Genomic DNA, 21,084 nt, shown 5'->3' with positions numbered 1-21,084 from the left:
AGATTTTGATTCAGGCGCGCTGGGCGCGGACCGTGTGGCCGAGGGCGGTGAAAACGGTGCGCACGATCCCGGCGGCGTCGAGACCGGCGTCGGCATACATCTTTTCCGGCTTGGCATGGTCGGCGAACACGTCGGGCAGAACCAGCGGGCGTACCTTCAGGCCGCTCTCCAGCAATCCTTCTTGGGCAAGGAACTGCAGCACGTGGCTGGCGAAGCCGCCGATGGCGCCCTCCTCCACGGTGACCAGAACCTCGTGCGAGCGAGCCAGCCTCCGGATCAGATCCCGGTCAAGCGGCTTGGCGAAGCGGGCATCGGCAACCGTAGTGGAAAGCCCGGCCGCGCCGAGTTCCTCGGCCGCGGCAAGGCAATCCTGCAGCCTTGTGCCGAAGGACAGCAGGGCAACCTTGCTGCCTTCCCGGACGATGCGGCCTTTGCCGATGTCGAGAACCGAGCCGCGCTCCGGCATGTCGACGCCGACGCCGTTGCCGCGCGGATAGCGGAAGGCGATCGGCCCGTCGTCATAGCTGGCGGCGGTGCGCACCATGTGGCGCAGTTCCGCCTCGTCGGCCGCTGCCATCACCACAAAGCCCGGCAGGCTTGCCAGGAAGGTGGTGTCGAACGCGCCGCAATGGGTGGCGCCGTCGGCGCCGACGAAGCCGGCGCGATCGATGGGGAAACGCACGGGCAGTTTCTGGATCGCGACGTCATGGACGACCTGATCGTAGGCGCGCTGCAGGAAAGTCGAATAGATCGCCGCGAACGGCTTGTAGCCCTCCGTTGCCAGGCCGGCGGCGAAAGTCACCGCATGCTGCTCGGCGATGCCGACATCGAAGGTTCTTGACGGGAACACCTCGCCGAACAGGTCAAGGCCGGTGCCGCTCGGCATGGCGGCAGTGACGGCGACGATGCGGTCGTCCTCGCGGCCCTCCTGGATCAGGCTTTCGGCGAACACCTTGGTGTAGGCCGGCGCATTGGCCGGCGCCTTGGCCTGCGCGCCGGTGATGACGTCGAATTTGTTGACGCCGTGATACTTGTCCGCGGCGGCTTCCGCCGGCGCATAGCCCTTGCCCTTCTGGGTGACGACATGGATCAGCACCGGGCCCTTGCCGTTGTCGCGGACATTTTTCAGGACCGGAATCAGATGTTCCAGATTGTGACCGTCGATAGGGCCGATGTGATAGAAGCCGAGTTCCTCGAACAAAGTGCCGCCGGTGACGTAGCCGCGCGCATGCTCGACCGCCCGCGTGATGGCGCGATCGGCCCGCTTGCCGAGATAGGAGGTCAGCTTCTTGCCGAAGTCGCGCAGGCCGACATAGGTCTTGCCGGAAGCCAGGCGGGCCAGATAGGCGCTCATGGCGCCGGTCGGCGGCGCGATCGACATGTCGTTGTCGTTGAGGATGACGATCAGCCGGGCATCGAGCGCGCCGGCATTGTTCATCGCCTCATAAGCCATGCCAGCCGACATGGCACCGTCGCCGATGACGGAAATGACATTGTTGCGGCCGCCTGAGAGGTCGCGGGCGGCCGCCATGCCCAAGCCGGCCGATATCGACGTCGAGGAATGGGCGGCGCCGAACGGGTCGTATTCGCTCTCGGCCCGGCGGGTGAAGCCCGACAAGCCGCCTTCCTGGCGCAAGGTGCGGATACGGTCCCGGCGTCCGGTCAGGATCTTGTGCGGATAGGCCTGGTGGCCGACATCCCAGATCAGCCGGTCATCGGGTGTGTTGAAAACATAGTGCAGCGCCACTGTCAGTTCGACCACGCCCAGGCCGGCGCCAAGATGGCCGCCGGTGCGGGACACGGCATCGACCAGTTCGGCGCGCAGCTCGGATGCCAATTGCGGCAATTCGCTCTCGGCCAGCGTGCGCAGGTCGGCCGGGATGCGAATCCTGTCGAGAAGCGGCGTATGCGGCGTTGCGTTCACGTTGGGCCCAGACTTTCTGTTCATCGGCGGGATAGGCCGCCGGCCGGCGAAAGTAAATGCGTGTCGGTGACGCGGACGGCCAGCCTCTCGATCCGCTCAGCCTTCCGGCAGCGGAATGAATTCCTTCTCATCGCCAGGAACGATATCGAAGCGGCCGGTCTTCCATTCCTGCTTGGCCTGCTCGATGCGCTCCTTGGACGAGGAGACGAAATTCCACCAGATGTAGCGCTTCGAACCGAGCGAGGCGCCGCCGAACAGCATGAAATGCGCCCCGGTCAGCGATGATATGACGATCTCGTCGCCGGGGCGGAACACCAGCAGCCGTTCCGCCGGAAAGACGTCGCCCGAAATCGAGACCTCGCCTTCCAGCGTATAGATGGCGCGCTCTTCCGCATCGGCCGGGATTTTGACACTGGCGCCGGGCGCCAGCCGCAAATCAGCGTAGAGCGTTTCGGAGTCCGCCCGCACCGGAGACCGCAATCCCTGGAAATCACCGATGACGACGCGCCCGCTGACGCCTTCGGCATCGATTTCGGGAAGCCGAAGCGCCGCTGTGTTCTCGAACACCGGCGCAACCTCTTCCTTGCCGTCGGGCAATGCCAGCCAAGTCTGCAGGCCGGAGATGGACATCGGCGCGCCGCGCAATTCCTGCGGCGTGCGCTCGGAATGGACGATGCCGCGGCCCGCGGTCATCAGGTTCACGTCGCCGGGCTCGATCACCATTTCGGTGCCGAGCGAATCGCGGTGCCTGATCTTGCCGTCGAACAGATAGGTCACGGTCGACAGGCCGATATGCGGATGCGGACGGACATCGAGCGCCTGGCCGGCGCGCAGGATCGCGGGACCCATGCGGTCGAAAAAGATGAACGGCCCGACCAGGCGCCGCTTGGCGGTCGGCAAGGCGCGGCGCACTTCGAAGCCGCCAATATCCTTGGCGTTCGGGATGACCATCAGCTCGATCTGGTCGCTGGCGAAGGCATCGCCGGCCTCAGGGTCTTTCCCCGGGAAGAAGCTCATGAACTCTCCTGGTCAGCGCTCGGTGGCTGCCTCGGCCGCATCAGGCAAAGCGGATCGCGGCCTTTGCTCTTAGTTTGGCCGCCACCTCTTCGCGATTGCGCGGATGCTGGTGGGTTTCGAGGGAATCAAGCAATTCGCGTGCGGATGCCGCGATGGCTTCGACCGCATGATCGAACGCATGCTGGTTCTGTTTCGACGGCCGCGTCGTTCCGCTCAGCTTGCGGACAAACTGGAGTGCCGCGTCGCGGACTTCGTCATTGGTTGCCGGCGGATCAAAATTGAACAGGGTCTTGATGTTTCTGCACATCGTTTCCAAACCTCCTCTGGTCCGTCAATCGGGACGAACTGTATCCTCAATCATGATCGTGTCCAAAAATCGGTAAGGCTGCTCGGGGCCTTAGTCCGCGTCGAGCGGCTCGGTTCCAACCGGCTTGCCATCGCGCGACAGCCTGATCTTCTCGACCTTGTCTTCGGCTGCCTTCAGCAACCGGTCGCAATGCGCCTTCAGCGCCTCGCCACGCTCGTAGATCCGGATCGACTGGTCGAGCGGCACGTCGCCACGCTCGAGATCATCGACGATCTTCTCCAGCGCGTCGAGTGCCTGTTCGAAGCTCATCGCCTTGACGTCTTCATTGATCTCACCGCTCATCATTCATCCTTTCATCAGTCGCCCGACATGGGCGGCGACCGAAAATGCCAATCCCTGCAGATCGTAGCCACCCTCGAGTAGGCTGACGAGCCGGTTGCCGCCGTGGCGTGCGGCGCGCTGCATCAACTGGCCGGTCGCCCAGTCGAAATCGTCCTCGGTCAGATTGATCTCGGCCAGCGGGTCGCGGTGGTGCGCGTCGAAGCCGGCCGAAATGATGATCAGGTCGGGGGCAAAATTGTCGAGCGACGGCAGCACGCGCGACAGGAAGGCATCGCGAAACACCTCGCTGCCGGTCTGTGGCGCCAGCGGCGCGTTGACGATGTTGCCGGCACCGGTCTCGTTCTTCGCCCCGGTGCCTGGGTACAACGGCATCTGGTGCGTCGAGCAATAGAGCACCGACGGATCGTCCCAGAAAATATCCTGCGTGCCGTTGCCGTGATGCACGTCCCAGTCGACGACGGCGACACGCTCGGCGCCGTGCCTCTTCTGCGCGTAGCGGGCAGCGATCGCCGCCGTGTTGAAGAAGCAGAAGCCCATTGCGGTGGTCTTTTCGGCATGGTGGCCGGGCGGACGGGCGGCGACGAAGACATTGTCGGCGCGGCCCGCAAAGACGTCGTCGACGGCGGCGTTGGCGGCGCCGATCGCCGTGATCGCGGCCTGCCAGCTCTTCGGGCTGGCGGTGGTGTCGGCGTCGATGTGGGCAATGCCTTCGTGGGGGATGGCGGCGCGGACACGCGCGACGAAATCGGCGGGATGCGCATAGAGGATCGTCGCCTCGTCGCCTTGCGGTGCCTCGACGCGGTCGAGCGCGGCAAAAGCTTCGTCGTCGAGCACGCGCTCGATGGCGCGCAGGCGGTCGGGCCGCTCGGGGTGACCCGGCGGGGTGACGTGTTCGAGAAAGATGGGGTGCGTGTAGAGACGGGTAGCCATCTCCCCTATCTAGTGCCCCGACGCCGTAATGGCCATGCGTGGCGGCTTGATCGCTGGGGAAAATCACGCCTGCGTCCATTGGCGTCGCTGCGGGGATTGGCGCCGCCGGGGCTTCGGCGTAAGGTTGCCGCCACTGCCTGGTGCCTGCCGGTCTGTTTGTTTTAGCCGCATTCTGCGACGCCAAATGATTTCACTTGGCTGCAAATGCTCCGGCGGGAGAATCGGGAACACGGTTGAATTCCGTGGCGTGCCCAACGCTGTAAGGGGGACCGCGCCGGTAAATGCCACTGTCGATGACGGGAAGGCACCGGACGCGGGTTGATCCCGAGCCAGAAGACCGGCCTGGCAGGCATCGTCATCCGCATGGTCAGGCGGATGACATTAGAGCGATGTGGGTCCTCTTGGACGCGCAAAGTTCGCTCTGAGAATTTGAACTGCTGCAATCGCAAGGGGACAAGCGATGCCGGAAGCCATGACCGCTCCAATGGGCGATGGATTTGATCAGATAGCGCGTGACGCGGTTTATCGCGCCATGTTCACGCGGCGCGATGTCCGCAGCCATTTTACATCGGAGGCGATCGACGATGCAGTGCTGGCGCGGCTGCTGCTTGCCGCCCACCACGCGCCATCGGTCGGCTTCATGCAGCCCTGGAATTTCATCGTCATTCGCGATGCCAAGCGACGGGCGGAGGTGCGCGACCTGTTCCTTGCCGCGCGTGAACAGGAACTGCCGGCAATCGAGGCAGACCGGCAGGCGATTTACCGCAAGCTCAAGCTCGAAGGCATTTGCGAAAGTGCATTCAACATTTGTATCACCTGCGACCGCGAGCGCTCGAAAGGCTCGCCGCTGGGGCGCTGGCACAACCCGGAAATGGACCTCTACAGCACGGTCTGCGCGGTGCAGAATTTCTGGTTGGCCGCGCGCGCCGAAGGCGTTGGCGTCGGCTGGGTCAGCATCATCGAGGCGCAAGCGCTGAAAAGCCTGCTGTCCATCCCCGACCACGTGACGCCGGTCGCCTATCTCTGCGTCGGCCGTGTCTCGGAGTTCGCGCCGAAACCAGACCTCGAAACGCATGGCTGGGGCCGACGCCTGCCGCTGCCCGACCTGATCATGAGCGAGACGTTTTGCGGCCAGGGTGAGGCACCGCTCAAATCGGCGGTGGCCCGCCTCGACACCGTCACAGGTGCGCCCACCAGCCCCGCCGATCAATGCGTCGCGCCGGCCGTGCCCCAGCGCGAGCCGCCGAAGGTCGAGAGCGCCTTGTCCTTGAGTTCCCGAAACTTCGACGAGGCTTCGGCCAGCCTGGCGTCCCAGGCCGGATCAGGCACCTGGCCCTCGATGGTCTTGAAATAGACCTGCATCAGGCAGGCAATGGCGAATGGCTCGATGAAGGCCGCCTTGAAAGCCCAGGCAAAGACGATGGCGAGCACGAAAGCCCAGCCGGCGAGTTGCCCGGGCATGACATAAAGAATGGCGGCTGCCGGAGCCAGCATCAGCAGGAAAATCACGAAAGACACGCCCCACATGATGACCGCCAGCCAGACGGCGTTCTTGACCATGGTCTTGCCGTTCTGGGCGTAGAGCACCACGCCTTGCCGCGCCGTCTCGAAGGGCGAGGACGAATTGATGCGGATATTGTAACCGAGAATGATCTCGTCGACATAGGTCAGCGACAGGCGGATCACCGTGTTGAGGAACGAGACCAGGCCGCTCAGGCCCGGAATGGGCAGGAAGGCCGCGATGCCGCCCAGCAGGCCGGTGATGGCGCGGATGGCGCCCTTGACCAACTGGTCGACGACGAAAAGGATGTTCGCCTCGGCAAAGCGCTCGGTCACAACCTCTTTCGCGTAGGCGATCTGGTTCTGGCCGTCGGGAACGTCATGTCCGTCGATCAGATGCACCATGACGGCGATATGGCCTGCCTTGACGACGTAGAGGATGTATTCGCGCAGCCAGTAGACGGCGATCGAGACGACGCCGAATCCGACCACGCCGCCCCAAAGGGCAAAGGACAACGGTCCGTCGGGATCGGTGGAGATATGGCCGACGCCATAGCCGACCGAGGCACCGGTACCGGTGGCCATGATGTAGGCCAGAGTGATGCCGAAATAGACGATCATGCGAAAGACAATGAAAGGCCAGGTCCGCATCATGATGGATACCGACCTGCCGATATCGAAATCCCACATGCCCCGAATCCCCCAGAGGTGGCTGTGGAGGATGCGCCCAAACCAGCTATTGTCAATTGGAGGCGGTGGCGGAAGCGCCACGGCGGCTCAGTTTGGCCGTGCTTCCGGTTTGTCGAGCAGGCCTTCGAGCAATTGCTTGAACGCGGCCACCACCTTCCTCGACGTCGCTTCGGGATCGTTCGAGTTGGCGATCCGCTGTGCGGCCTGACTGCTCGCACCGTTGATCAACCGCGCCGCCGTTTCGGGATCGACGCCCGGCACCACCATCCCCTCCTGTTGCAGCGCCGTCAGATGATCGGTCATTGAACCGACGCAGGCATTGGCATTCGACCATTGCGCCGGATCGCCCAGCACGGCCGGGCCATCCCGGAACATGATGCGCTGGATTTCCGGCTCCAGCGCCATTTCGATATAGGTCGTGCATTCGTCGACGAAATGCTGCCAGCGGGTCGGCGCCCTCGCCGCGACCTCATTCACCCGGGCGGCCATTTCCGCGTCGATCTCGGCGATAACCGCCTGCAGCAGTCCCTTCTTGTCGCCGAAGTGATGATAGAGGGCACCGCGTGTCAGCCCGGCCGACGCGGTGAAATCGTCCATCGACGCTTCGGCGTAGCCAATGGTGCCGAAAGCCTGGCGGGCCGCCGTGATCAGCTTGGCTCGCGTCTCGGCAATCATCTCCTTGCGGGGTCTGTGCATGGTTCTGGACCTATTCACATACGTCTCGTATGCCAATTGACATACGCAACGTATGAACTATCTGACATTCATACGCATCGTATGTAATTGTCGCATCATCCTTTGTCGAGGAACCCGCCATGCAAAACCCCTATTCGGAAATCTTTCGAGCCCCCGGAGCCAAAGGCTTTGCGGCCGCCGGCTTCCTGGCGCGCCTGCCGATCGCCATGGCACCGATCGGCATCGTCGCGATGCTGTCTCAGACGCGTGGCGAATACTGGCTGGCCGGCGCGGTCTCGGCGACTTTCGCGCTGGGCAACGCTTTCGTGGCGCCGCAAATATCAAGGCTGGTGGACCGTCTGGGCCAGACACGCATCGTGGTCCCCACCACCATCATCGCCGTGATCGCCTTCGCGGTTCTCATCGCGGCAGCCAATCAGGATTGGCCGGTCTGGACGCTGTTCGTCTCGGCACTGGCGGCCGCGGCCATGCCCAGCATGCCGGCAATGGTGCGTGCCCGCTGGACCGAGATTTTTAGAGGACGGCCGCAGATGAACACCGCTTTCGCCTTCGAATCGGCGGCGGACGAGCTGGTCTATATCGCCGGCGCGTCGTTGTCGGTGGGACTCAGTGCGGGCCTCTTTCCTGAAGCCGGCGTCCTGGTCAGCACCGTGCTGCTGGCCATCGGTTCAACGGCTTTCATCCTGCAGCGCTCGACCGAACCGCAGGTGCGGCCGGTGGACCGTGCCACGAGCGGCTCGGCAATAAGGCTGCGGCCGGTGCAGATCATCACCCTTGCCTTGATTTTCATCGGCGCGACCTTCGCGACGACGGAAGTGAGCACGGTGGCCATCACTGGGGAATTCGGCCAGCCGGGCGCCGCCAGCCTTGTCATCGGCGTCTATGCGCTGGGATCGTTCGTGCTCGGCATCATCGTCGGCGCCCTCAACCTGCAAACACCGCTGCAACGCCAGTTGGCAATCGCGGTCGCCCTGGTCGCGCTTGGCACGCTTTTGCCGCTCACCGCCGGTACGGTGCCGCTGCTGGCGCTGACCGTGTTCATCAGCGGCGTGGCGATCTCGCCGACCTTCATCACCGCCTTCGGCCTGATCGAACGGCATGTGCCGGAAGCGATGCTGACCGAAGGCATCACCTGGGTGATGACCGGGATCGGTATCGGCATGGCGCTGGGCTCCTTCGCCGCCGGCGCGGTGGTGGATGCGTTCGGCGCCCAGAACGGGTTCTGGGTGTCGGTTGCATCAGGCGTTATCGCATTGGTTACGGTGCTGCTCGGCCAGCGCAGCCTTGCCACCCACGAATGCGAGTTGGAAGGATGCGAGGCGGCAATCCCTGCCGAATGACCGCCAGGGTTTGTTGAGCTCAGATAATCTCGGTTTTGGCGATATGAATGCCAAAGCCTTCGAGGCCGACATAGTGGCGCTCGCGTGAGGCGATCAGGTTGATCGAGGAAATGCCGAGATCCTTCAGGATCTGGGCGCCAAGCCCGATCTCGCGCCATTCGCTCTCGCGCCGGCGCGCCTCTTCATGGTCCTCGCGGTCGCCCGACACCGGCCGATTGCGCTCCTGGTGGGCGACGCCGACCGAGCCCTCTCTGAGATAGACGATGACGCCGCGCTTGCGCTCGCCCATCGCCTTCATGATGGCGTCCAGCCGGTGGCTGGTGCCGAACACATCGGTCACCACATCCTCCGAATGCAGCCGCACCGGGACGTCCTCGCCGTCGCGGATGTCGCCGAAGACGATGGCGACGTGATGCATCGTGTCCCAGGGCAGCGTGTAGGTGAAGACCTGCGCCTTGCCGCCCAGCGTTTCGATGTCGGAGCAGGCGACGCGCTCGACCAGCGTTTCCTTGCGTTGCCGGTAAGCGATCAGATCGGCGACCGAAACCTGCTTCAGGCCGTGTTCCTCCGCGAAAGCCTGTACCTGCGGGCCGCGCTTGACGGTGCCATCGTCGTTGACCAGTTCCGAGATGACGCCGATTGGCGGCAGGCCAGCGAGCTTGCACAGATCCACGGCCGCCTCGGTATGGCCCGAGCGCATCAAGACGCCGCCTTCACGCGCGATGAGCGGGAAGATGTGGCCGGGGCGGACGAAATCCGAAGCGCCGACATTGCCGTTGGCAAGATTGCGCACGGTCAGCGTGCGGTCGTCGGCTGAAATGCCTGTCGTCGTGCCGTGCTTGAAGTCGACGCTGACGGTGAAGGCGGTGGTGTGGGCCGAATCATTGTCGGCGACCATCGGCGCGAGGTTCAGCCGCTTGGCTTCTTCGCGCGGCATCGGCGTGCAGACGATGCCCGACGTGTTGCGCACGATGAAGGCCATCTTCTCCGGCGTGCAGTGGACGGCGGCGACGATCAGGTCGCCCTCGTTCTCACGCCCATCATCGTCCATGACGACGACGATCTCGCCGCGTTCGAAAGCCCGGATGGCTTCGACGATCTTCTTCTGGTCGTAAGGCATGGAAATGCTCGCTTCGCTCGGAGGAAATAGGCAGTAGGGAAAGGAAACTTTGGCTCTTTCGGGCGGGCAGACTGGCCTAATGCCTAATCCCTACTGCCTATTCCCTTTCCTGTCTGTCCTCGGTGCCGCAGATAGTGGTCGGCGATGGCGCAGGCAACCATGGCCTCGCCGATCGGCACGGCTCGGATGCCGACGCAGGGGTCGTGGCGACCCTTGGTCATCACCTCCACGTCGTTGCCGTCCTTGTCGATGGATTTGCGCGGCGTCAGGATCGACGAGGTCGGCTTGACGGCAAAGCGCGCGACGATCGCCTGCCCGGTGGAGATGCCGCCGAGGATGCCGCCGGCATTGTTGGAGAGGAAGACCGGCTTGCCGTCATTGCCCATGCGCATCTCGTCCGCATTCTGTTCCCCAGTGATACGCGAGGCCTCGAAACCATTGCCGATCTCGACGCCCTTGACGGCGTTGATCGACATCAGGCCGGAGGCGATATCCTGGTCGAGCTTGGCGTAGATCGGCGCGCCGAGGCCGGGAGGCACACCGTCAGCGACGATCTCGATCACCGCGCCGACCGAGGAGCCGGCCTTGCGGATGCCGTCGAGATACTGCGTGAAGACAGGCACGGAAGCCGGATCCGGGGTGAAGAACGGGTTCTCGGCATCGCCGATGAAATTCCAGTTCCAGTTGCCGCGATCGATCGCCTTTTCGCCCATCGACACCAACGCGCCGCGCACCACCATGCCCGGCACCACCTTGCGGGCGAGCGCGCCGGCGGCGACCCTGGCCGCCGTCTCGCGCGCCGAGGAGCGGCCGCCGCCGCGATAGTCGCGTATGCCGTATTTGACGTCGTAGGTGTAGTCGGCATGGCCCGGCCGGAACTGGCGGGCGATCTCGCCATAGTCCTTCGAGCGCTGGTCGACATTCTCGATCAGCATCGACACCGGCGTGCCGGTGGTGATCATCGTCGCGCCGTCCTCGTCGATGACGAAGCCCGAGAGGATCTTCACCTCGTCCGGTTCGCGGCGCTGGGTGACGAAGCGCGACTGGCCCGGGCGGCGCTTGTCGAGCTCGGCCTGGATTTCATCGCGCGTGAAACGGATGCCCGGCGGACAGCCGTCAACCACGCAGCCGAGCGCCGGGCCATGGCTTTCGCCCCAGGTGGTGACGCGGAAAAGATGGCCAAACGTGTTGTGAGACATGGAAAAGCGCCCTGCCCGGCATCAAAACCGGCTGAAGCCTGCCTTCTATTGGCGTTTTCCACAGTGGTCAAACTGTCATCCCCGCCGTTTAAGTTTTGACACATTCGGCTGGTTTCTGCTTTCTTCCATTCGCCGTTGAGGACCCGCCGCCACCCAGGCCGGCGCAATGACCAAAGAGGACGATAATGCGTACCCTGATTGGCGCTGTTGCCGCCACGCTGTTGCTTTCCACCGCCGCCTTTGCCGGCCAGACCGAAGGCCTGATCAAGAAGGTCGACAAGGATGCGCTGACCCTGACGCTGGACGACGGCAAATCCTACAAGCTGAACGCCGAAACCGATCTCGACGCGCTGAAGCCGGGCATGGACATCGTCATCGCTTACGATGTTACCGATGGCGAAAACGTCGTCACCGACATGCAGTTGCCGGGAGACGGCGACACGAACTAAAGCGCGTCGCGACGCGCTTTAGTTCTTTGTTTTTATGCATGTCGTCTTCCCCAAAACCGAGGTCACTTTTGGGCGACATGCATTAGCAATAGGTCGTCATCAGGCGCCCTAAAGCCATTCCAGGCTCCGGCCTTCAAGTTTGAGCACGCGATCCTGCGGTATCTCCAGGTTCGCCGCTTCGTCCTCGGGCATATCAAGCACGAAGCGAAACAGGGTGCGCATGACGCCGCCATGCGTGACACAAATCGTCTCGCGGTCGATCTCGTCGAACCATGGCTTCACCCGCTCGAGCAGCATCTGGTAGCTCTCGGCGCCTTCGCCCGGCGGCTGAAAATTCCATTTGTCGCGAGCACGCGTCCTGCTTGCCCCGGGAGACCGCGTCTCGAGCTCGGCAAAGGTAAAACTCTGCCAATCGCCGAAATTGACTTCAATGAGCCTGATATCGGTTCGGTAGGCGAGCGGATCGAGTTTCATGGCGGCGCGGATGCGTTCCATCGTTTCGCGCGTGCGTCTCATCGGACTGGCGACGAAGTCGAATTCCTGGGGAACGCCGACGAGTTCGGCCAGCCGATGCCCGTTTCCGGTCGCCTGCTCGCGGCCGAGAGCATTGAGATCGGTGTCGGCCTGGCCCTGAAGCCGGAACTCGGCGTTCCACGCGGTCTGGCCGTGGCGCACGATATAAACCAGCGGATACATCAGCTCTTCCGGAGATCGGGCCAGGGCCTGGACGCAGGACAGGCGGAGAGAACTAATCCTTGACCGTCGAAATATCCGGCGCGTCGACCGCCTTCATGCCGACGACGTGATAGCCGGAATCGACATGGTGCACCTCGCCGGTGACGCCACGCGACAGGTCGGACAGGAAATAGACCCCGGAATCGCCGACTTCTTCCTGCGTGACCGTCTGTTTCAGCGGCGAATTGTATTCGTTCCACTTCAGGATGTAGCGGAAATCGCCGATGCCGGAGGCGGCAAGCGTCTTGATCGGGCCGGCGGAAATCGCGTTGACGCGGATCTTCTTGGCGCCAAGATCAACCGCGAGGTAACGCACGCTGGCCTCGAGTGCCGCCTTGGCGACGCCCATGACGTTATAGTGCGGCATCACCTTCTCGGCGCCGTAATAGGTCAGCGTCAGCAGCGAACCGCCCTCGGTCATCAGCGCTTCGGCTCGCTTGGCGATGGTGGTGAAGGAATAGACCGAAATGTCCATGGTGCGCAGGAAATTGTCCCGCGTCGTCTCGACATAGCGGCCGGTCAGCTCGTCCTTGTCGGAAAAAGCGATGGCGTGGACGAGGAAATCGAGCTTGCCCCAATGCTTGGCGACGTTGGCGAAAACCTCGTCCAGACTCGCGGGATCGGTGACGTCGCAATGGCCGGCGACAAAGGCGCCCAGCTCCGCCGCCAGCGGTTCGACTCGTTTCTTGAAGGCTTCGCCCTGATAGGTCAGTGCGATCTCTGCGCCGTGATCGACGCAGGCCTTGGCAATGCCATAGGCGATCGACCTGTTGTTGGCGACGCCAAGAATAAGGCCGCGCTTGCCGGCCATTAGGCCCTGTCCACCCGCCATGTCAGCGCTCTCCGCAAGGTTTCTGCTTTGTGGAGTGCCTATCGCACAGGCACACAGCCCCTTCAAGCGTTCAAACCGGACAGTTCGGGGGACAAAGCTCTCGATCAGCCTTTTTGGCCACGCAACAGCGATTCGAGCGCGCTGTCGCCGCCTTCCGGCAGCATGATGCGCACATGCGCGTAGAGATCGCCATGGCCGCCGGCTTTCTCGGGCAAGCCCCTGCCCTTGAGCCGCAGGACCTTGTCCGAGCTCGACCAGGCGGGAACATTGACCGCGAGTCTGCCGGTCGGCGTCTCGACCGGCACCTTGGCGCCCAGCACCGCATCCGCCAGCGTCACCGGCAGATCGGCGTGCAGGTCGCGGCCCTCGATGCGGTAGCGCGGATGGCGACGGATGTGAATCTTGACCAGTGCGTCGCCGGGCTGGCCCGGCCCCTGCTCACCCTGGCCTTTCAAACGGATGGTTTGGCCATCCTCGACATAGGCCGGCAGCTTGACCGCCACCTTGCGGCCGTCCGGGAACATCGCCGTCACCTTTTCGGCGTTCGCGGCTTCCTCGATGGTAATGTCGAGCGTGACGTTCAAATCGGCCGATGTCGCCGGCTGGCGGCGGTCGCCTGCGGCTGACCCGCGCGCGCCTGAAAAGGCATCGCCGAAAATCTGGCTGAAGATGTCGCTGTTGCCGTCGAACGGATCGCCACCTGGACGGCCCGAGCGGAACTCGAATCGCGAGCCGCCAGCGCCCTGTTGCTGGCGGCGAAACCCGGCAAAGGGGTCGCCGCCACCAGCCGCGCCTTCAAAACCCTGGAAACGCGGCTTGCCATCGGCGTCGATCTCGCCACGATCGAAAGCGGCACGGCTTTTCTCGTCGCCGATGACCTCATAGGCCTGATTGGCCGCGGCAAAACGGTCCTTCGCCTTGGGATCATTCGGATTCTGGTCCGGATGATGCTTCTTGGCGAGTTTCCGGTACGCCGATTTTATGTCCTTGGCCGATGCGTTCTTTGCAACGCCCAGGACCTCATAGGGGTCGCGCATGCTTCCTGCCCTGGAAAAGGAGTGAGTCCATACTTGCCCCCTATATGCGCTCGCATAGGAAGAAATTCCAGTAGCGGTGCGTCATATCAAAGGTGGAAAATCAGAGCGCCTTGAAGCCCTGCATGCGCCAGCCGCCGGCACTGGCGAGACAGAGTTCACCCTCGAACATGGCAACGCCGTCAAAGCTCTCGCGAGAAGCCTTGAAGCGGCGGCACGTCTGGCCGCTGTCCTTCAATTCCGCCAGCTCCGTGATGGAGCCGCGCGAGCCGGTGCCGGCATTCGCCCAGGGCACTGCCTGGCCACCGAGTTGCTCGATGTCGGCGGACGATACCGCATTGCCGATCGTCGTCTGGTCGGAGTCGCGATCCGTATCAGCGGGCTTGGCCGAAGCCGATGTGCTTGAGGTCAGGATCGAGCGGTCGACTTCGGCTTTCTCAAGGCTGAAGCCTCCCGCGCCGCAGCCAGCAAGCGGCAGGACGATTGACACGATCGCAACTTTCGCGCTGGCAGAAGCGATAACGCCCCATTGCCTGCTGTCAAAAGCTTGCGCGATACGCGACAATCGGCAACCTCCCTGATTTCGTGACAATTTGAGAAAAACTATGAGTGATGCAGAGTTAACAAGCGGTGACTTTACCGAGGCCGCCGAGCCGTTTCGCCTTTTTGCCGCATGGCTGGACGACGCCACCAAGAGCGAAATCAACGACGCCAACGGCGTGGCGCTGGCGACCGTCGATGCCGAGGGCATGCCGGACGTACGGATGGTGCTGCTCAAGGGGTTCGATGAAAGCGGCTTTGTGTTCTACACGAATTTCGAGAGTGCCAAGGGCCAGGAGATTCTAGGCAGTATGAAGGCGGCGATGTGTTTCCATTGGAAATCGCTGCGCCGGCAAGTGCGCGTGCGCGGTCCGGTCGAGATCGTCAACAATGCCGAGGCCGACGCCTATTATGCGACGCGCCCGCGCGGCAGCCGCATCGGCGCCTGGGCCTCGAAGCAATCGCGACCGCTGGAAAGCCGCTTCGCGCTGGAAAAGGCGGTCGCCGAATACACGGCGCGTTATGCCATCGGCGATATCCCGCGACCGAAACATTGGTCGGGCTTCCGCATCGTACCGAAGACCATCGAATTCTGGCACGACAGGCCGTTCCGGCTGCATGACCGAGTGGTCTTCTCGCGCGACGCCGATGGTGGCTGGAGCAAGACGAGGCTGTATCCCTGAAAGGGTAAGGTTCAGCCCTTTTTCCTGGTCATGAATGCCGTGAGGGCGGCGCGCGCCTCGTCGGATTTCAGCCGCTCGCGGAAATGCTCGCTCTCTACCCCGATGCGGGCGACGAGGTCGTCGCGTGAGCCACGCATCAGGTCGCGCGCGATCCTCAGTGCCTGCGGCGGCTTGGCCGCGATCTGGCCAGCCGCCGCCAGCACCGAAGCCTCCAGCGCGCCTTCCTCGACCACCTCGTAGATCAGCCCGACGGCCTTCGCCCGCTCGGCCGAAAAGCCCTCGCCGAGGCCGAGCAGCGCAAACGCAGCTTGCTGGCCGAGGATGCGCGGCGCCAAAAGGCTCGATCCGGCCTCGGGCACGAGGCCGAGATCGACGAAGGGCGTGCGGAACACGGTGCGTGGCGTGGCGAAGGTCAGGTCGCAATGCAGGTTGATCGTGGTGCCGATGCCGACCGCGATGCCGTCGACGCCCGAGACCATCGGTTTCTCGACCCGCGCCAGCGCCATCAGGAAATCCCAGACCTCCGTGCCACCATCGCCGCCAGTGGCCACCACCATGAAGTCGCCGAGGTCGTTGCCGGAGGAGAAGGCGCCGGGCACGCCGAGAAAGACATGGACGCGGATCGCCGGATCGGCGTCGCCTTCGGCAAGGGCCGCCGACATCGCCGCATACATGGCGCGCGTCAGCGCGTTCTTCTTGTCGGGGCGGTTCATGCGGATGATCTGGATCGCGCCCTGGCGCTCGACGAGAATGTGGTCTGTCACGATTGTATCCTCAGTGAATGTCAGGCGGAAATCAGCGCCTTGCCGGCAGCGGCAAGGCTGTCGCCGCCGTCGATGACGCGGTCTTTCAACGCGCCGGCCTCGCCGATAAGATTCTCGGCGAAGAAGCGGCACAGCGCGATGCGGCCCTGATCGGCAAGAGCGCCGCGCGCCAGATAGGCGCCGCCGGCGGCGAGCGAGATCAGCCGCAGATACGGCGTGGCGCCAGCCAGCGCCTTGTCCGTCTGACCATCGGCCGCCAGTTTTTGCAGGAAGCGGGTCGCTTGCGTCAGATCGCCAAGGGCCGCACCCAGAAGATCGGCGGTTCGGCCGAAGCCTTGCAGGTTGGAGGTGCGCACTGCATTGGCGATACCAGCCAGTTCGTCGATAAAGCGATGCACGTGCTCGCCGCCGCCGAGCGGCAGCTTGCGCATCACCAGATCGATCGCCTGGATGCCGTTGGTGCCCTCATAGATCGGCGCGATGCGGGCGTCGCGGTAGAGAGCCGCCGCACCCGTTTCCTCGATGAAGCCCATGCCGCCATGCACCTGGACGCCGAGCGAGGCAACCTCGACGCCGATATCGGTGGAAAAAGCCTTGGCCAGCGGCGTCAAGAGATTGGCGCGGTCGCGCCAATGCCCCGCCTCGTCACCCGACGATACGCGCGCGAGATCGATGGCGTGGGCGCAACTGTAGCTGATGGCGCGGGCGATCTGCGTCAGCGCCTTCATCGTCAGGAGATTGCGTTGCACGTCCGGGTGGTGAACGATCGGCGCCATGCCGGCACCAGCGTAATCCGCCGCCTTACCCTGACGCCGTTCATTGGCGTAGGCGATCGCTTTCTGGGTCGCGGCTTCCGCGACCGCGACACCCTGCATGCCGACGGCCAGACGGGCATTGTTCATCATGGTGAACATGCAGGCGAGGCCCTTGTTCTCCTCGCCGATCAGCCAGCCGATGGCGCCTGGCTTGGCGCCTTGAAAGCCGTCGCCATAGATCATGGTGCAGGTCGGCGAGGCGTGGATGCCGAGCTTGTGCTCGAGGCCGGAACAGAAGACGTCGTTGCGCGCTCCGATCGACCCATCGTCGCCGACCAGGAATTTCGGCACCAGGAACAGCGAGATGCCGCGTGTTCCGGCGGGCGCATCGGGCAGCCGCGCCAGCACCAGATGGACGATGTTGTCGGTGAAATCGTGCTCGCCATAGGTGATGAAAATCTTCTGGCCGAAGATGCGGTAGGTGCCGTCGCCGGCCGGCTCGGCGCGGGCGCGTAGCGCGGCGAGGTCGGAGCCCGCCTGCGGCTCGGTCAGGTTCATCGTGCCCATCCACTCGCCGGAGACGAGCTTTGCGAGGTATTTCGCCTTGAGCTCCTCGGAAGCGTGCTTGTCCAGCGCTTCGACCGCGCCCATGGTCAGCGTCGGGCCGATGCCGAACGCCATGGCGGCCGAATTCCACATTTCGAGCGCGGCGACGCCGAGCATCGTCGGCAGCGCCTGCCCGCCATACTCTTCCGGCCCGGAGAGCGCGTTCCAGCCGCCGTCGATCCAGCGGCGATAGAGTTCTTTCCAGCCCGTCGGGGTGGTGACGACCGCATCCTTCAGCACGGCACCTTGTTCGTCGCCGATCTTGTAAAGCGGGGCCACCTCCTCGGTGGCGAAACGGCCGGCCTCGCCAAGGACGGCATCGACCAGATCCTCGCCGAGATCGCCGAACGCTCCGGCATCGATGGCCGATTTCATGCCGGCCACATGCTTCACGGTGAACGCGATATCCTCGACCGGTGCCCGATACATGCCGCTCGATCCTCCTGATGCATCGGCCTCGCCGACCCTAGAGCCAGTGCCGCAGCAAAACCATCCGCATTTGGGCGGTCTCCCATCTTCTTTTTACGTAAACGTCAAATTTTGTCACGCGGATTTTGCAATCGGGCCGGCCTGTACTAAATTCGACCGATGCCGGATCAAATCGACCGGCGAAAAAACCAGCCGACCGGAACATTCCATGCTTGCCAGACCTGACGCCTATCGCTGTATCGAATGCGGCTTGCCCTACCGGGCAGCCGGGTTTTCCTACTATCACGGCGAGCTGGCAAACGGCGCCGCCTACTGGTCGGATCGCGGCATATTGTGCTCGCCGCGATGCTCGCTTGCCCACCACGGCAAGCGCGTCGCGGAAGGCACATTGCGACAAGAGCCCGCGCCCGACCCGTTTGAATTTCAGCCCCTTATCCGACGGTGACCACAGCTTGGTAGCGACGGCGTTGAAGCTGTTCGCCTGACGCACCGCATCGGCTCGAAAAGTATTCCTTAACCATAGCGGTTCAGCATTCGCCCTTAATCAACGGGGATTCCCTGTTTTGAAAAGGACGGCGCGCTTCCTTCGCCGCACGGCGCTTCTCGCTTTCGCGGCAGCAATGGCGCTGTCGCCCGCGGCAAAGGCTTCGGATTTCTCCGAGCCGTGGAAGAACGCCGACCGCGCCCTGGTCATCGACGCCTACGAATACAATTCCATCGACTGGGCCCAGCTTGCCACCGACAAGCGCATCGTCGCCTTCATCAACAAGGCGTCCGACGGCATGCCGCCACCCTATTTCTGTTCCGGCGGCGACACTGAGGTGAAGCTCTGCAAGACGCTATGGAAGCGCCACGCGGTGACGCGCGAGCTGTTCCAGACACGCAGGGTCGTGGCCAAGGCGCTCGGCATGAAGTGGGGCGCCTATCACCTCGCCCGCCCCGGCAATCCAGTCGAGCAGGCCAACAATTTCCTCGATTTCGCCGACCCCGCGCCGGATGATCTCATGGCCCTCGACATCGAGGGCATCGATCCCACGCAATGGATGTCGCTCGACGACGCCGAGGAGTTCGTGCGCCAGGTGCACCGGCGCATCGGCCGCTTCCCAGTGCTCTACACCAACGGCAAGACCGCCCAGTACATCGCCGACAACCGCTACAAATACCGGCTCTTGTCGCGGCTGCCGCTTTGGTACGCGCGCTACAAACCTGACATCGAAGTGCATTTTCCGATGGGCAACTGGCAGGGCTATGCGCTCTGGCAGTTCTCGGCGCAGGCCAATTGCGGCCGCTTCCGCTGCCCTTATCGGGTCGCCGGCACGCCGAACGATATCGACGTCAACGTGGTGCCGACGAATGCCGCCGCGCTGCGCCAGCAATGGCCATTCGGCGGACTGCTCGACGTGCCTTCCGATTATCTTGCCAGCGTGCCGGTGCCACTCTCGCGGGAAGCCGCCCTGACCGGCAAGGCCACTATCATCTACGCCGATGTGGCGACGCCGCCGACCGTCGAGGAAATAGTCGCGGTGCTCGGTTCGCGCTGGTCGAAATTCCGCGACGGGTTTCGCATGCCTGTCGTGAAGACGGTGCCGCCACGGCCGGGCTTCGGCATCGTCCAGTATGTCGCCTGGAAGCGGGCCGGGCAGCGCTCGCCCGCACAACTCGACGCCGCCTTCGCTGCGGCCGATCCGCTCAGCACCGCTTCGACCGAACTCGATCGCAGCCAGCGGTAGCCGTCGCCCACCGGTCGGAGCTTCAGCCCGCCTTCTCGCGCGCCACGGCCTGCCAGCCGATGTCGCGGCGACAGAATCCGTCCGGCCAATCGATGCGGTCGAGCGCGGCATAGGCTCGCGCCTGCGCCTCGCCAACCGTGGCTCCGGTCGCCGTGACGTTGAGCACGCGGCCGCCATTGGCGACCAGCGCACCGCCATTGATGGCGGTGCCGGCATGGAAAACCTGAACGCCTTCGCCCGCGGCGTCCTCGACGCCGCGAATGACGGAGCCTTTTTCCGGCGTGCCGGGATAACCCCTCGCCGCCATCACCACGGTCAGCGCCGCCTCGTCGCGCCAACGCACCGAGGTATGCGCGAGCTGGCCGTCGACGGCGGCATTGAGCAGGACCAGCAGGTCGTCCCTGAGCCGCATCATCAGCACCTGGCATTCCGGATCGCCGAAGCGGGTGTTGTATTCGATCAGCTTCGGCCCGTTTTGCGTGATCATCAGCCCGGCGAACAGAATGCCGGCGAAAGGCGCGCCAAGCTCGGCCATGCCGCGCATGGTCGGCTCGATGATTTCGCGCATGGTGCGCTCGATCATGTCAGGCGTCATTACAGGGGCCGGCGAATAGGCGCCCATGCCGCCGGTGTTGGGCCCGACATCGCCATCACCGACGCGCTTGTGGTCCTGGGCCGTGCCGAAAGGAAGTGCCGTGGTGCCGTCGCAGAGGCAGAAGAAACTCGCCTCCTCGCCGGTCATGAATTCCTCGATCACCACCTCCGCGCCGGCGGCGCCGAAGGAGCCGTCGAAGCAGGAAGCGAGTGCCGCCTGCGCCTCATCCATTGTCATGGCGACGGTGACGCCTTTGCCGGCGGCGAGCCCATCGGCCTTGATGACGATCGGCGCGCCTGTCTTTTCGACGTAGGCCTTGGCGGAGGCCAGATCGCCGAAACGGCCATAGGCGGCGGTCGGGATGTTGTACCGGGCGCAGAGATCCTTGGTGAAGCCCTTCGAGCCTTCCAACCGCGCGGCGGCCTTCGAAGGCCCGAAGACGCGGATGTTTTCGGCGCGCAGATCATCGGCGATGCCGGCGACGAGCGGCCCTTCCGGGCCAACCACGACGAGGTCGATTTTTTTCTCCCGGCAGAAGGCGGCGACGGCGGCGTGGTCGGCAATATCCAACTTCACCAGCTCGGCCTCTGCGCCGATGCCCGGATTGCCTGGAGCGGCATAGAGCTTGGTCAGCAGCGGCGAGGCGGCGATCTTCCAGGCCAGTGCATGTTCGCGGCCGCCGGAGCCGAGAAGAAGAACGTTCATGGCCACCTCTTGATGCCAACTATCCCATAGAGAGAACAACCCGCTATTGCTCTCTGGACGACGGGTCAAGGCATCAGGGTGGATTGATCGGAATTGCGCACGGGAACGTTATCCCCCTGCGCAATAGGGGCGCCCGCCACCGGCGCCTCTATTCCGGCACTC

General features: G+C 63.8%; 21 protein-coding genes, 1 pseudogene and 1 riboswitch. Of the genes and pseudogenes, 6 read left to right on the top strand and 16 right to left on the bottom strand.

Translation table 11 applies throughout. The features are described 5' to 3' along the window. Nucleotides 1-10 precede the first annotated feature (10 nt). The 5 genes from dxs to EN861_RS20890 form a co-directional block, all read right to left on the bottom strand. Complete coding sequence (gene dxs / locus EN861_RS20910) at nt 11-1,948, bottom strand: 1-deoxy-D-xylulose-5-phosphate synthase (RefSeq protein WP_189343684.1); 1,938 nt, start codon at nt 1,946-1,948, stop codon at nt 11-13. Nucleotides 1,949-2,020: 72 nt separating this feature from the next. Continuing rightward, entirely contained in the window at nt 2,021-2,941 is a 921-nt protein-coding gene (locus tag EN861_RS20905; protein ID WP_135865319.1) for a pirin family protein, read from the bottom strand. A 40-nt stretch (nt 2,942-2,981) separates the two neighbouring features. Next, nucleotides 2,982-3,248, bottom strand: a complete 267-nt coding sequence (locus tag EN861_RS20900) for a DUF2277 domain-containing protein (protein WP_027035955.1) — start codon at nt 3,246-3,248, stop codon at nt 2,982-2,984. 90 nt (nt 3,249-3,338) lie between these two features. After that, nucleotides 3,339-3,590 carry an exodeoxyribonuclease VII small subunit gene (locus EN861_RS20895; RefSeq protein ID WP_127280686.1) on the bottom strand — a complete coding sequence of 84 codons (252 nt, stop codon included), beginning with the start codon at nt 3,588-3,590 and terminating at the stop codon, nt 3,339-3,341. Nucleotides 3,591-3,593: 3 nt separating this feature from the next. Continuing rightward, complete coding sequence (locus tag EN861_RS20890) at nt 3,594-4,520, bottom strand: histone deacetylase family protein (RefSeq protein ID WP_135865318.1); 927 nt, start codon at nt 4,518-4,520, stop codon at nt 3,594-3,596. Between the two features lie 178 nt (nt 4,521-4,698). Then, nucleotides 4,699-4,881: riboswitch (cobalamin riboswitch) on the top strand. A 99-nt stretch (nt 4,882-4,980) separates the two neighbouring features. On the opposite strand from EN861_RS20890, the pseudogene bluB reads away from it, so the two are divergent. After that, nucleotides 4,981-5,559: pseudogene (gene bluB, locus EN861_RS36340) on the top strand (5,6-dimethylbenzimidazole synthase); the annotation flags it as partial. Between the two features lie 167 nt (nt 5,560-5,726). On the opposite strand, the gene EN861_RS20880 reads toward bluB, so the two are convergent. Together EN861_RS20880 and EN861_RS20875 are read right to left on the bottom strand one after the other, a co-directional pair. Beyond that, the gene (locus EN861_RS20880) at nt 5,727-6,710 is read right to left on the bottom strand and encodes a hypothetical protein (RefSeq protein ID WP_245464519.1); all 984 of its coding nucleotides are present in this window, start codon (nt 6,708-6,710) and stop codon (nt 5,727-5,729) included. Between the two features lie 87 nt (nt 6,711-6,797). Then, a complete protein-coding gene (locus EN861_RS20875; RefSeq protein ID WP_135865315.1) occupies nt 6,798-7,406 on the bottom strand; it encodes a TetR/AcrR family transcriptional regulator in 609 nt (202 codons plus the stop codon). Between the two features lie 119 nt (nt 7,407-7,525). Between EN861_RS20875 and EN861_RS20870 the strand changes: the two genes are divergently transcribed. Continuing rightward, a complete protein-coding gene (locus EN861_RS20870) occupies nt 7,526-8,746 on the top strand; it encodes an MFS transporter (RefSeq protein ID WP_135865313.1) in 1,221 nt (406 codons plus the stop codon). Between the two features lie 19 nt (nt 8,747-8,765). Here EN861_RS20870 and ribB read toward each other — a convergent pair whose 3' ends face one another. Next, a complete protein-coding gene (gene ribB / locus EN861_RS20865) occupies nt 8,766-9,866 on the bottom strand; it encodes a 3,4-dihydroxy-2-butanone-4-phosphate synthase (protein WP_127279981.1) in 1,101 nt (366 codons plus the stop codon). Nucleotides 9,867-9,949: 83 nt separating this feature from the next. Continuing rightward, entirely contained in the window at nt 9,950-11,065 is a 1,116-nt protein-coding gene (gene aroC / locus EN861_RS20860) for a chorismate synthase (protein ID WP_127279982.1), read from the bottom strand. A 185-nt stretch (nt 11,066-11,250) separates the two neighbouring features. Between aroC and EN861_RS20855 the strand changes: the two genes are divergently transcribed. Continuing rightward, the gene (locus EN861_RS20855) at nt 11,251-11,514 is read left to right on the top strand and encodes a DUF1344 domain-containing protein (RefSeq protein ID WP_127279983.1); all 264 of its coding nucleotides are present in this window, start codon (nt 11,251-11,253) and stop codon (nt 11,512-11,514) included. Nucleotides 11,515-11,622: 108 nt separating this feature from the next. Here the strand turns inward: EN861_RS20855 and EN861_RS20850 are convergent, their stop codons facing one another. From EN861_RS20850 to EN861_RS20835, 4 genes are all read right to left on the bottom strand, one after another. Next, nucleotides 11,623-12,210 (bottom strand): histidine phosphatase family protein, encoded by a 588-nt coding sequence (locus EN861_RS20850; protein ID WP_127279984.1) that lies wholly within the window; start codon nt 12,208-12,210, stop codon nt 11,623-11,625. A 52-nt stretch (nt 12,211-12,262) separates the two neighbouring features. Then, the gene (fabI, locus tag EN861_RS20845; protein WP_015318818.1) at nt 12,263-13,081 is read right to left on the bottom strand and encodes an enoyl-ACP reductase FabI; all 819 of its coding nucleotides are present in this window, start codon (nt 13,079-13,081) and stop codon (nt 12,263-12,265) included. A gap of 104 nt (nt 13,082-13,185) precedes the next feature. Beyond that, nucleotides 13,186-14,118, bottom strand: coding sequence for a J domain-containing protein (locus EN861_RS20840; protein ID WP_135865311.1), 933 nt, complete (start codon nt 14,116-14,118; stop codon nt 13,186-13,188). 100 nt (nt 14,119-14,218) lie between these two features. Further along, nucleotides 14,219-14,680 (bottom strand): RT0821/Lpp0805 family surface protein, encoded by a 462-nt coding sequence (locus EN861_RS20835; RefSeq protein WP_127280935.1) that lies wholly within the window; start codon nt 14,678-14,680, stop codon nt 14,219-14,221. Between the two features lie 40 nt (nt 14,681-14,720). Between EN861_RS20835 and pdxH the strand changes: the two genes are divergently transcribed. Then, nucleotides 14,721-15,338 carry a pyridoxamine 5'-phosphate oxidase gene (gene pdxH, locus EN861_RS20830; RefSeq protein ID WP_127280934.1) on the top strand — a complete coding sequence of 206 codons (618 nt, stop codon included), beginning with the start codon at nt 14,721-14,723 and terminating at the stop codon, nt 15,336-15,338. Between the two features lie 11 nt (nt 15,339-15,349). Here pdxH and EN861_RS20825 read toward each other — a convergent pair whose 3' ends face one another. Together EN861_RS20825 and EN861_RS20820 are read right to left on the bottom strand one after the other, a co-directional pair. After that, complete coding sequence (locus EN861_RS20825; RefSeq protein WP_135865309.1) at nt 15,350-16,102, bottom strand: crotonase/enoyl-CoA hydratase family protein; 753 nt, start codon at nt 16,100-16,102, stop codon at nt 15,350-15,352. A 20-nt stretch (nt 16,103-16,122) separates the two neighbouring features. Further along, nucleotides 16,123-17,892, bottom strand: a complete 1,770-nt coding sequence (locus EN861_RS20820; protein WP_135865307.1) for an acyl-CoA dehydrogenase — start codon at nt 17,890-17,892, stop codon at nt 16,123-16,125. Nucleotides 17,893-18,100: 208 nt separating this feature from the next. Between EN861_RS20820 and EN861_RS20815 the strand changes: the two genes are divergently transcribed. Together EN861_RS20815 and EN861_RS20810 are read left to right on the top strand one after the other, a co-directional pair. Further along, nucleotides 18,101-18,337, top strand: a complete 237-nt coding sequence (locus EN861_RS20815; RefSeq protein ID WP_135865428.1) for a hypothetical protein — start codon at nt 18,101-18,103, stop codon at nt 18,335-18,337. A 175-nt stretch (nt 18,338-18,512) separates the two neighbouring features. Continuing rightward, complete coding sequence (locus EN861_RS20810; RefSeq protein WP_135865426.1) at nt 18,513-19,622, top strand: glycoside hydrolase family 25 protein; 1,110 nt, start codon at nt 18,513-18,515, stop codon at nt 19,620-19,622. 22 nt (nt 19,623-19,644) lie between these two features. Here EN861_RS20810 and purD read toward each other — a convergent pair whose 3' ends face one another. Continuing rightward, nucleotides 19,645-20,922 carry a phosphoribosylamine--glycine ligase gene (gene purD, locus EN861_RS20805; protein ID WP_135865305.1) on the bottom strand — a complete coding sequence of 426 codons (1,278 nt, stop codon included), beginning with the start codon at nt 20,920-20,922 and terminating at the stop codon, nt 19,645-19,647. Nucleotides 20,923-21,084 lie beyond the last annotated feature (162 nt).

It is taken from the genome of Mesorhizobium sp. M8A.F.Ca.ET.218.01.1.1 (assembly GCF_004791165.1).
Taxonomy (GTDB): Bacteria; Pseudomonadota; Alphaproteobacteria; order Rhizobiales; family Rhizobiaceae; genus Mesorhizobium.
The sequence above is the reverse complement of the archived record's forward strand: the minus strand, read 5'-3'. Positions and strand labels throughout refer to the sequence as shown.

Excerpts from the sequence above, each read along its gene's own strand:
- dxs (WP_189343684.1), bottom strand. The coding sequence starts at position 1,948 with ATGAACAGAAAGTCTGGGCCCAACGTGAACGCAACGCCGCATACGCCG.
- EN861_RS20905 (WP_135865319.1), bottom strand. The coding sequence starts at position 2,941 with ATGAGCTTCTTCCCGGGGAAAGACCCTGAGGCCGGCGATGCCTTCGCC.
- EN861_RS20900 (WP_027035955.1), bottom strand. The coding sequence starts at position 3,248 with ATGTGCAGAAACATCAAGACCCTGTTCAATTTTGATCCGCCGGCAACC.
- EN861_RS20895 (WP_127280686.1), bottom strand. The coding sequence starts at position 3,590 with ATGAGCGGTGAGATCAATGAAGACGTCAAGGCGATGAGCTTCGAACAG.
- EN861_RS20890 (WP_135865318.1), bottom strand. The coding sequence starts at position 4,520 with ATGGCTACCCGTCTCTACACGCACCCCATCTTTCTCGAACACGTCACC.
- EN861_RS20880 (WP_245464519.1), bottom strand. The coding sequence starts at position 6,710 with ATGTGGGATTTCGATATCGGCAGGTCGGTATCCATCATGATGCGGACC.
- EN861_RS20875 (WP_135865315.1), bottom strand. The coding sequence starts at position 7,406 with ATGCACAGACCCCGCAAGGAGATGATTGCCGAGACGCGAGCCAAGCTG.
- EN861_RS20870 (WP_135865313.1), top strand. The coding sequence starts at position 7,526 with ATGCAAAACCCCTATTCGGAAATCTTTCGAGCCCCCGGAGCCAAAGGC.
- ribB (WP_127279981.1), bottom strand. The coding sequence starts at position 9,866 with ATGCCTTACGACCAGAAGAAGATCGTCGAAGCCATCCGGGCTTTCGAA.
- aroC (WP_127279982.1), bottom strand. The coding sequence starts at position 11,065 with ATGTCTCACAACACGTTTGGCCATCTTTTCCGCGTCACCACCTGGGGC.
- EN861_RS20855 (WP_127279983.1), top strand. The coding sequence starts at position 11,251 with ATGCGTACCCTGATTGGCGCTGTTGCCGCCACGCTGTTGCTTTCCACC.
- EN861_RS20850 (WP_127279984.1), bottom strand. The coding sequence starts at position 12,210 with ATGTATCCGCTGGTTTATATCGTGCGCCACGGCCAGACCGCGTGGAAC.
- fabI (WP_015318818.1), bottom strand. The coding sequence starts at position 13,081 with ATGGCGGGTGGACAGGGCCTAATGGCCGGCAAGCGCGGCCTTATTCTT.
- EN861_RS20840 (WP_135865311.1), bottom strand. The coding sequence starts at position 14,118 with ATGCGCGACCCCTATGAGGTCCTGGGCGTTGCAAAGAACGCATCGGCC.
- pdxH (WP_127280934.1), top strand. The coding sequence starts at position 14,721 with ATGAGTGATGCAGAGTTAACAAGCGGTGACTTTACCGAGGCCGCCGAG.
- EN861_RS20820 (WP_135865307.1), bottom strand. The coding sequence starts at position 17,892 with ATGTATCGGGCACCGGTCGAGGATATCGCGTTCACCGTGAAGCATGTG.
- EN861_RS20815 (WP_135865428.1), top strand. The coding sequence starts at position 18,101 with ATGCTTGCCAGACCTGACGCCTATCGCTGTATCGAATGCGGCTTGCCC.
- EN861_RS20810 (WP_135865426.1), top strand. The coding sequence starts at position 18,513 with ATGGCGCTGTCGCCCGCGGCAAAGGCTTCGGATTTCTCCGAGCCGTGG.
- purD (WP_135865305.1), bottom strand. The coding sequence starts at position 20,922 with ATGAACGTTCTTCTTCTCGGCTCCGGCGGCCGCGAACATGCACTGGCC.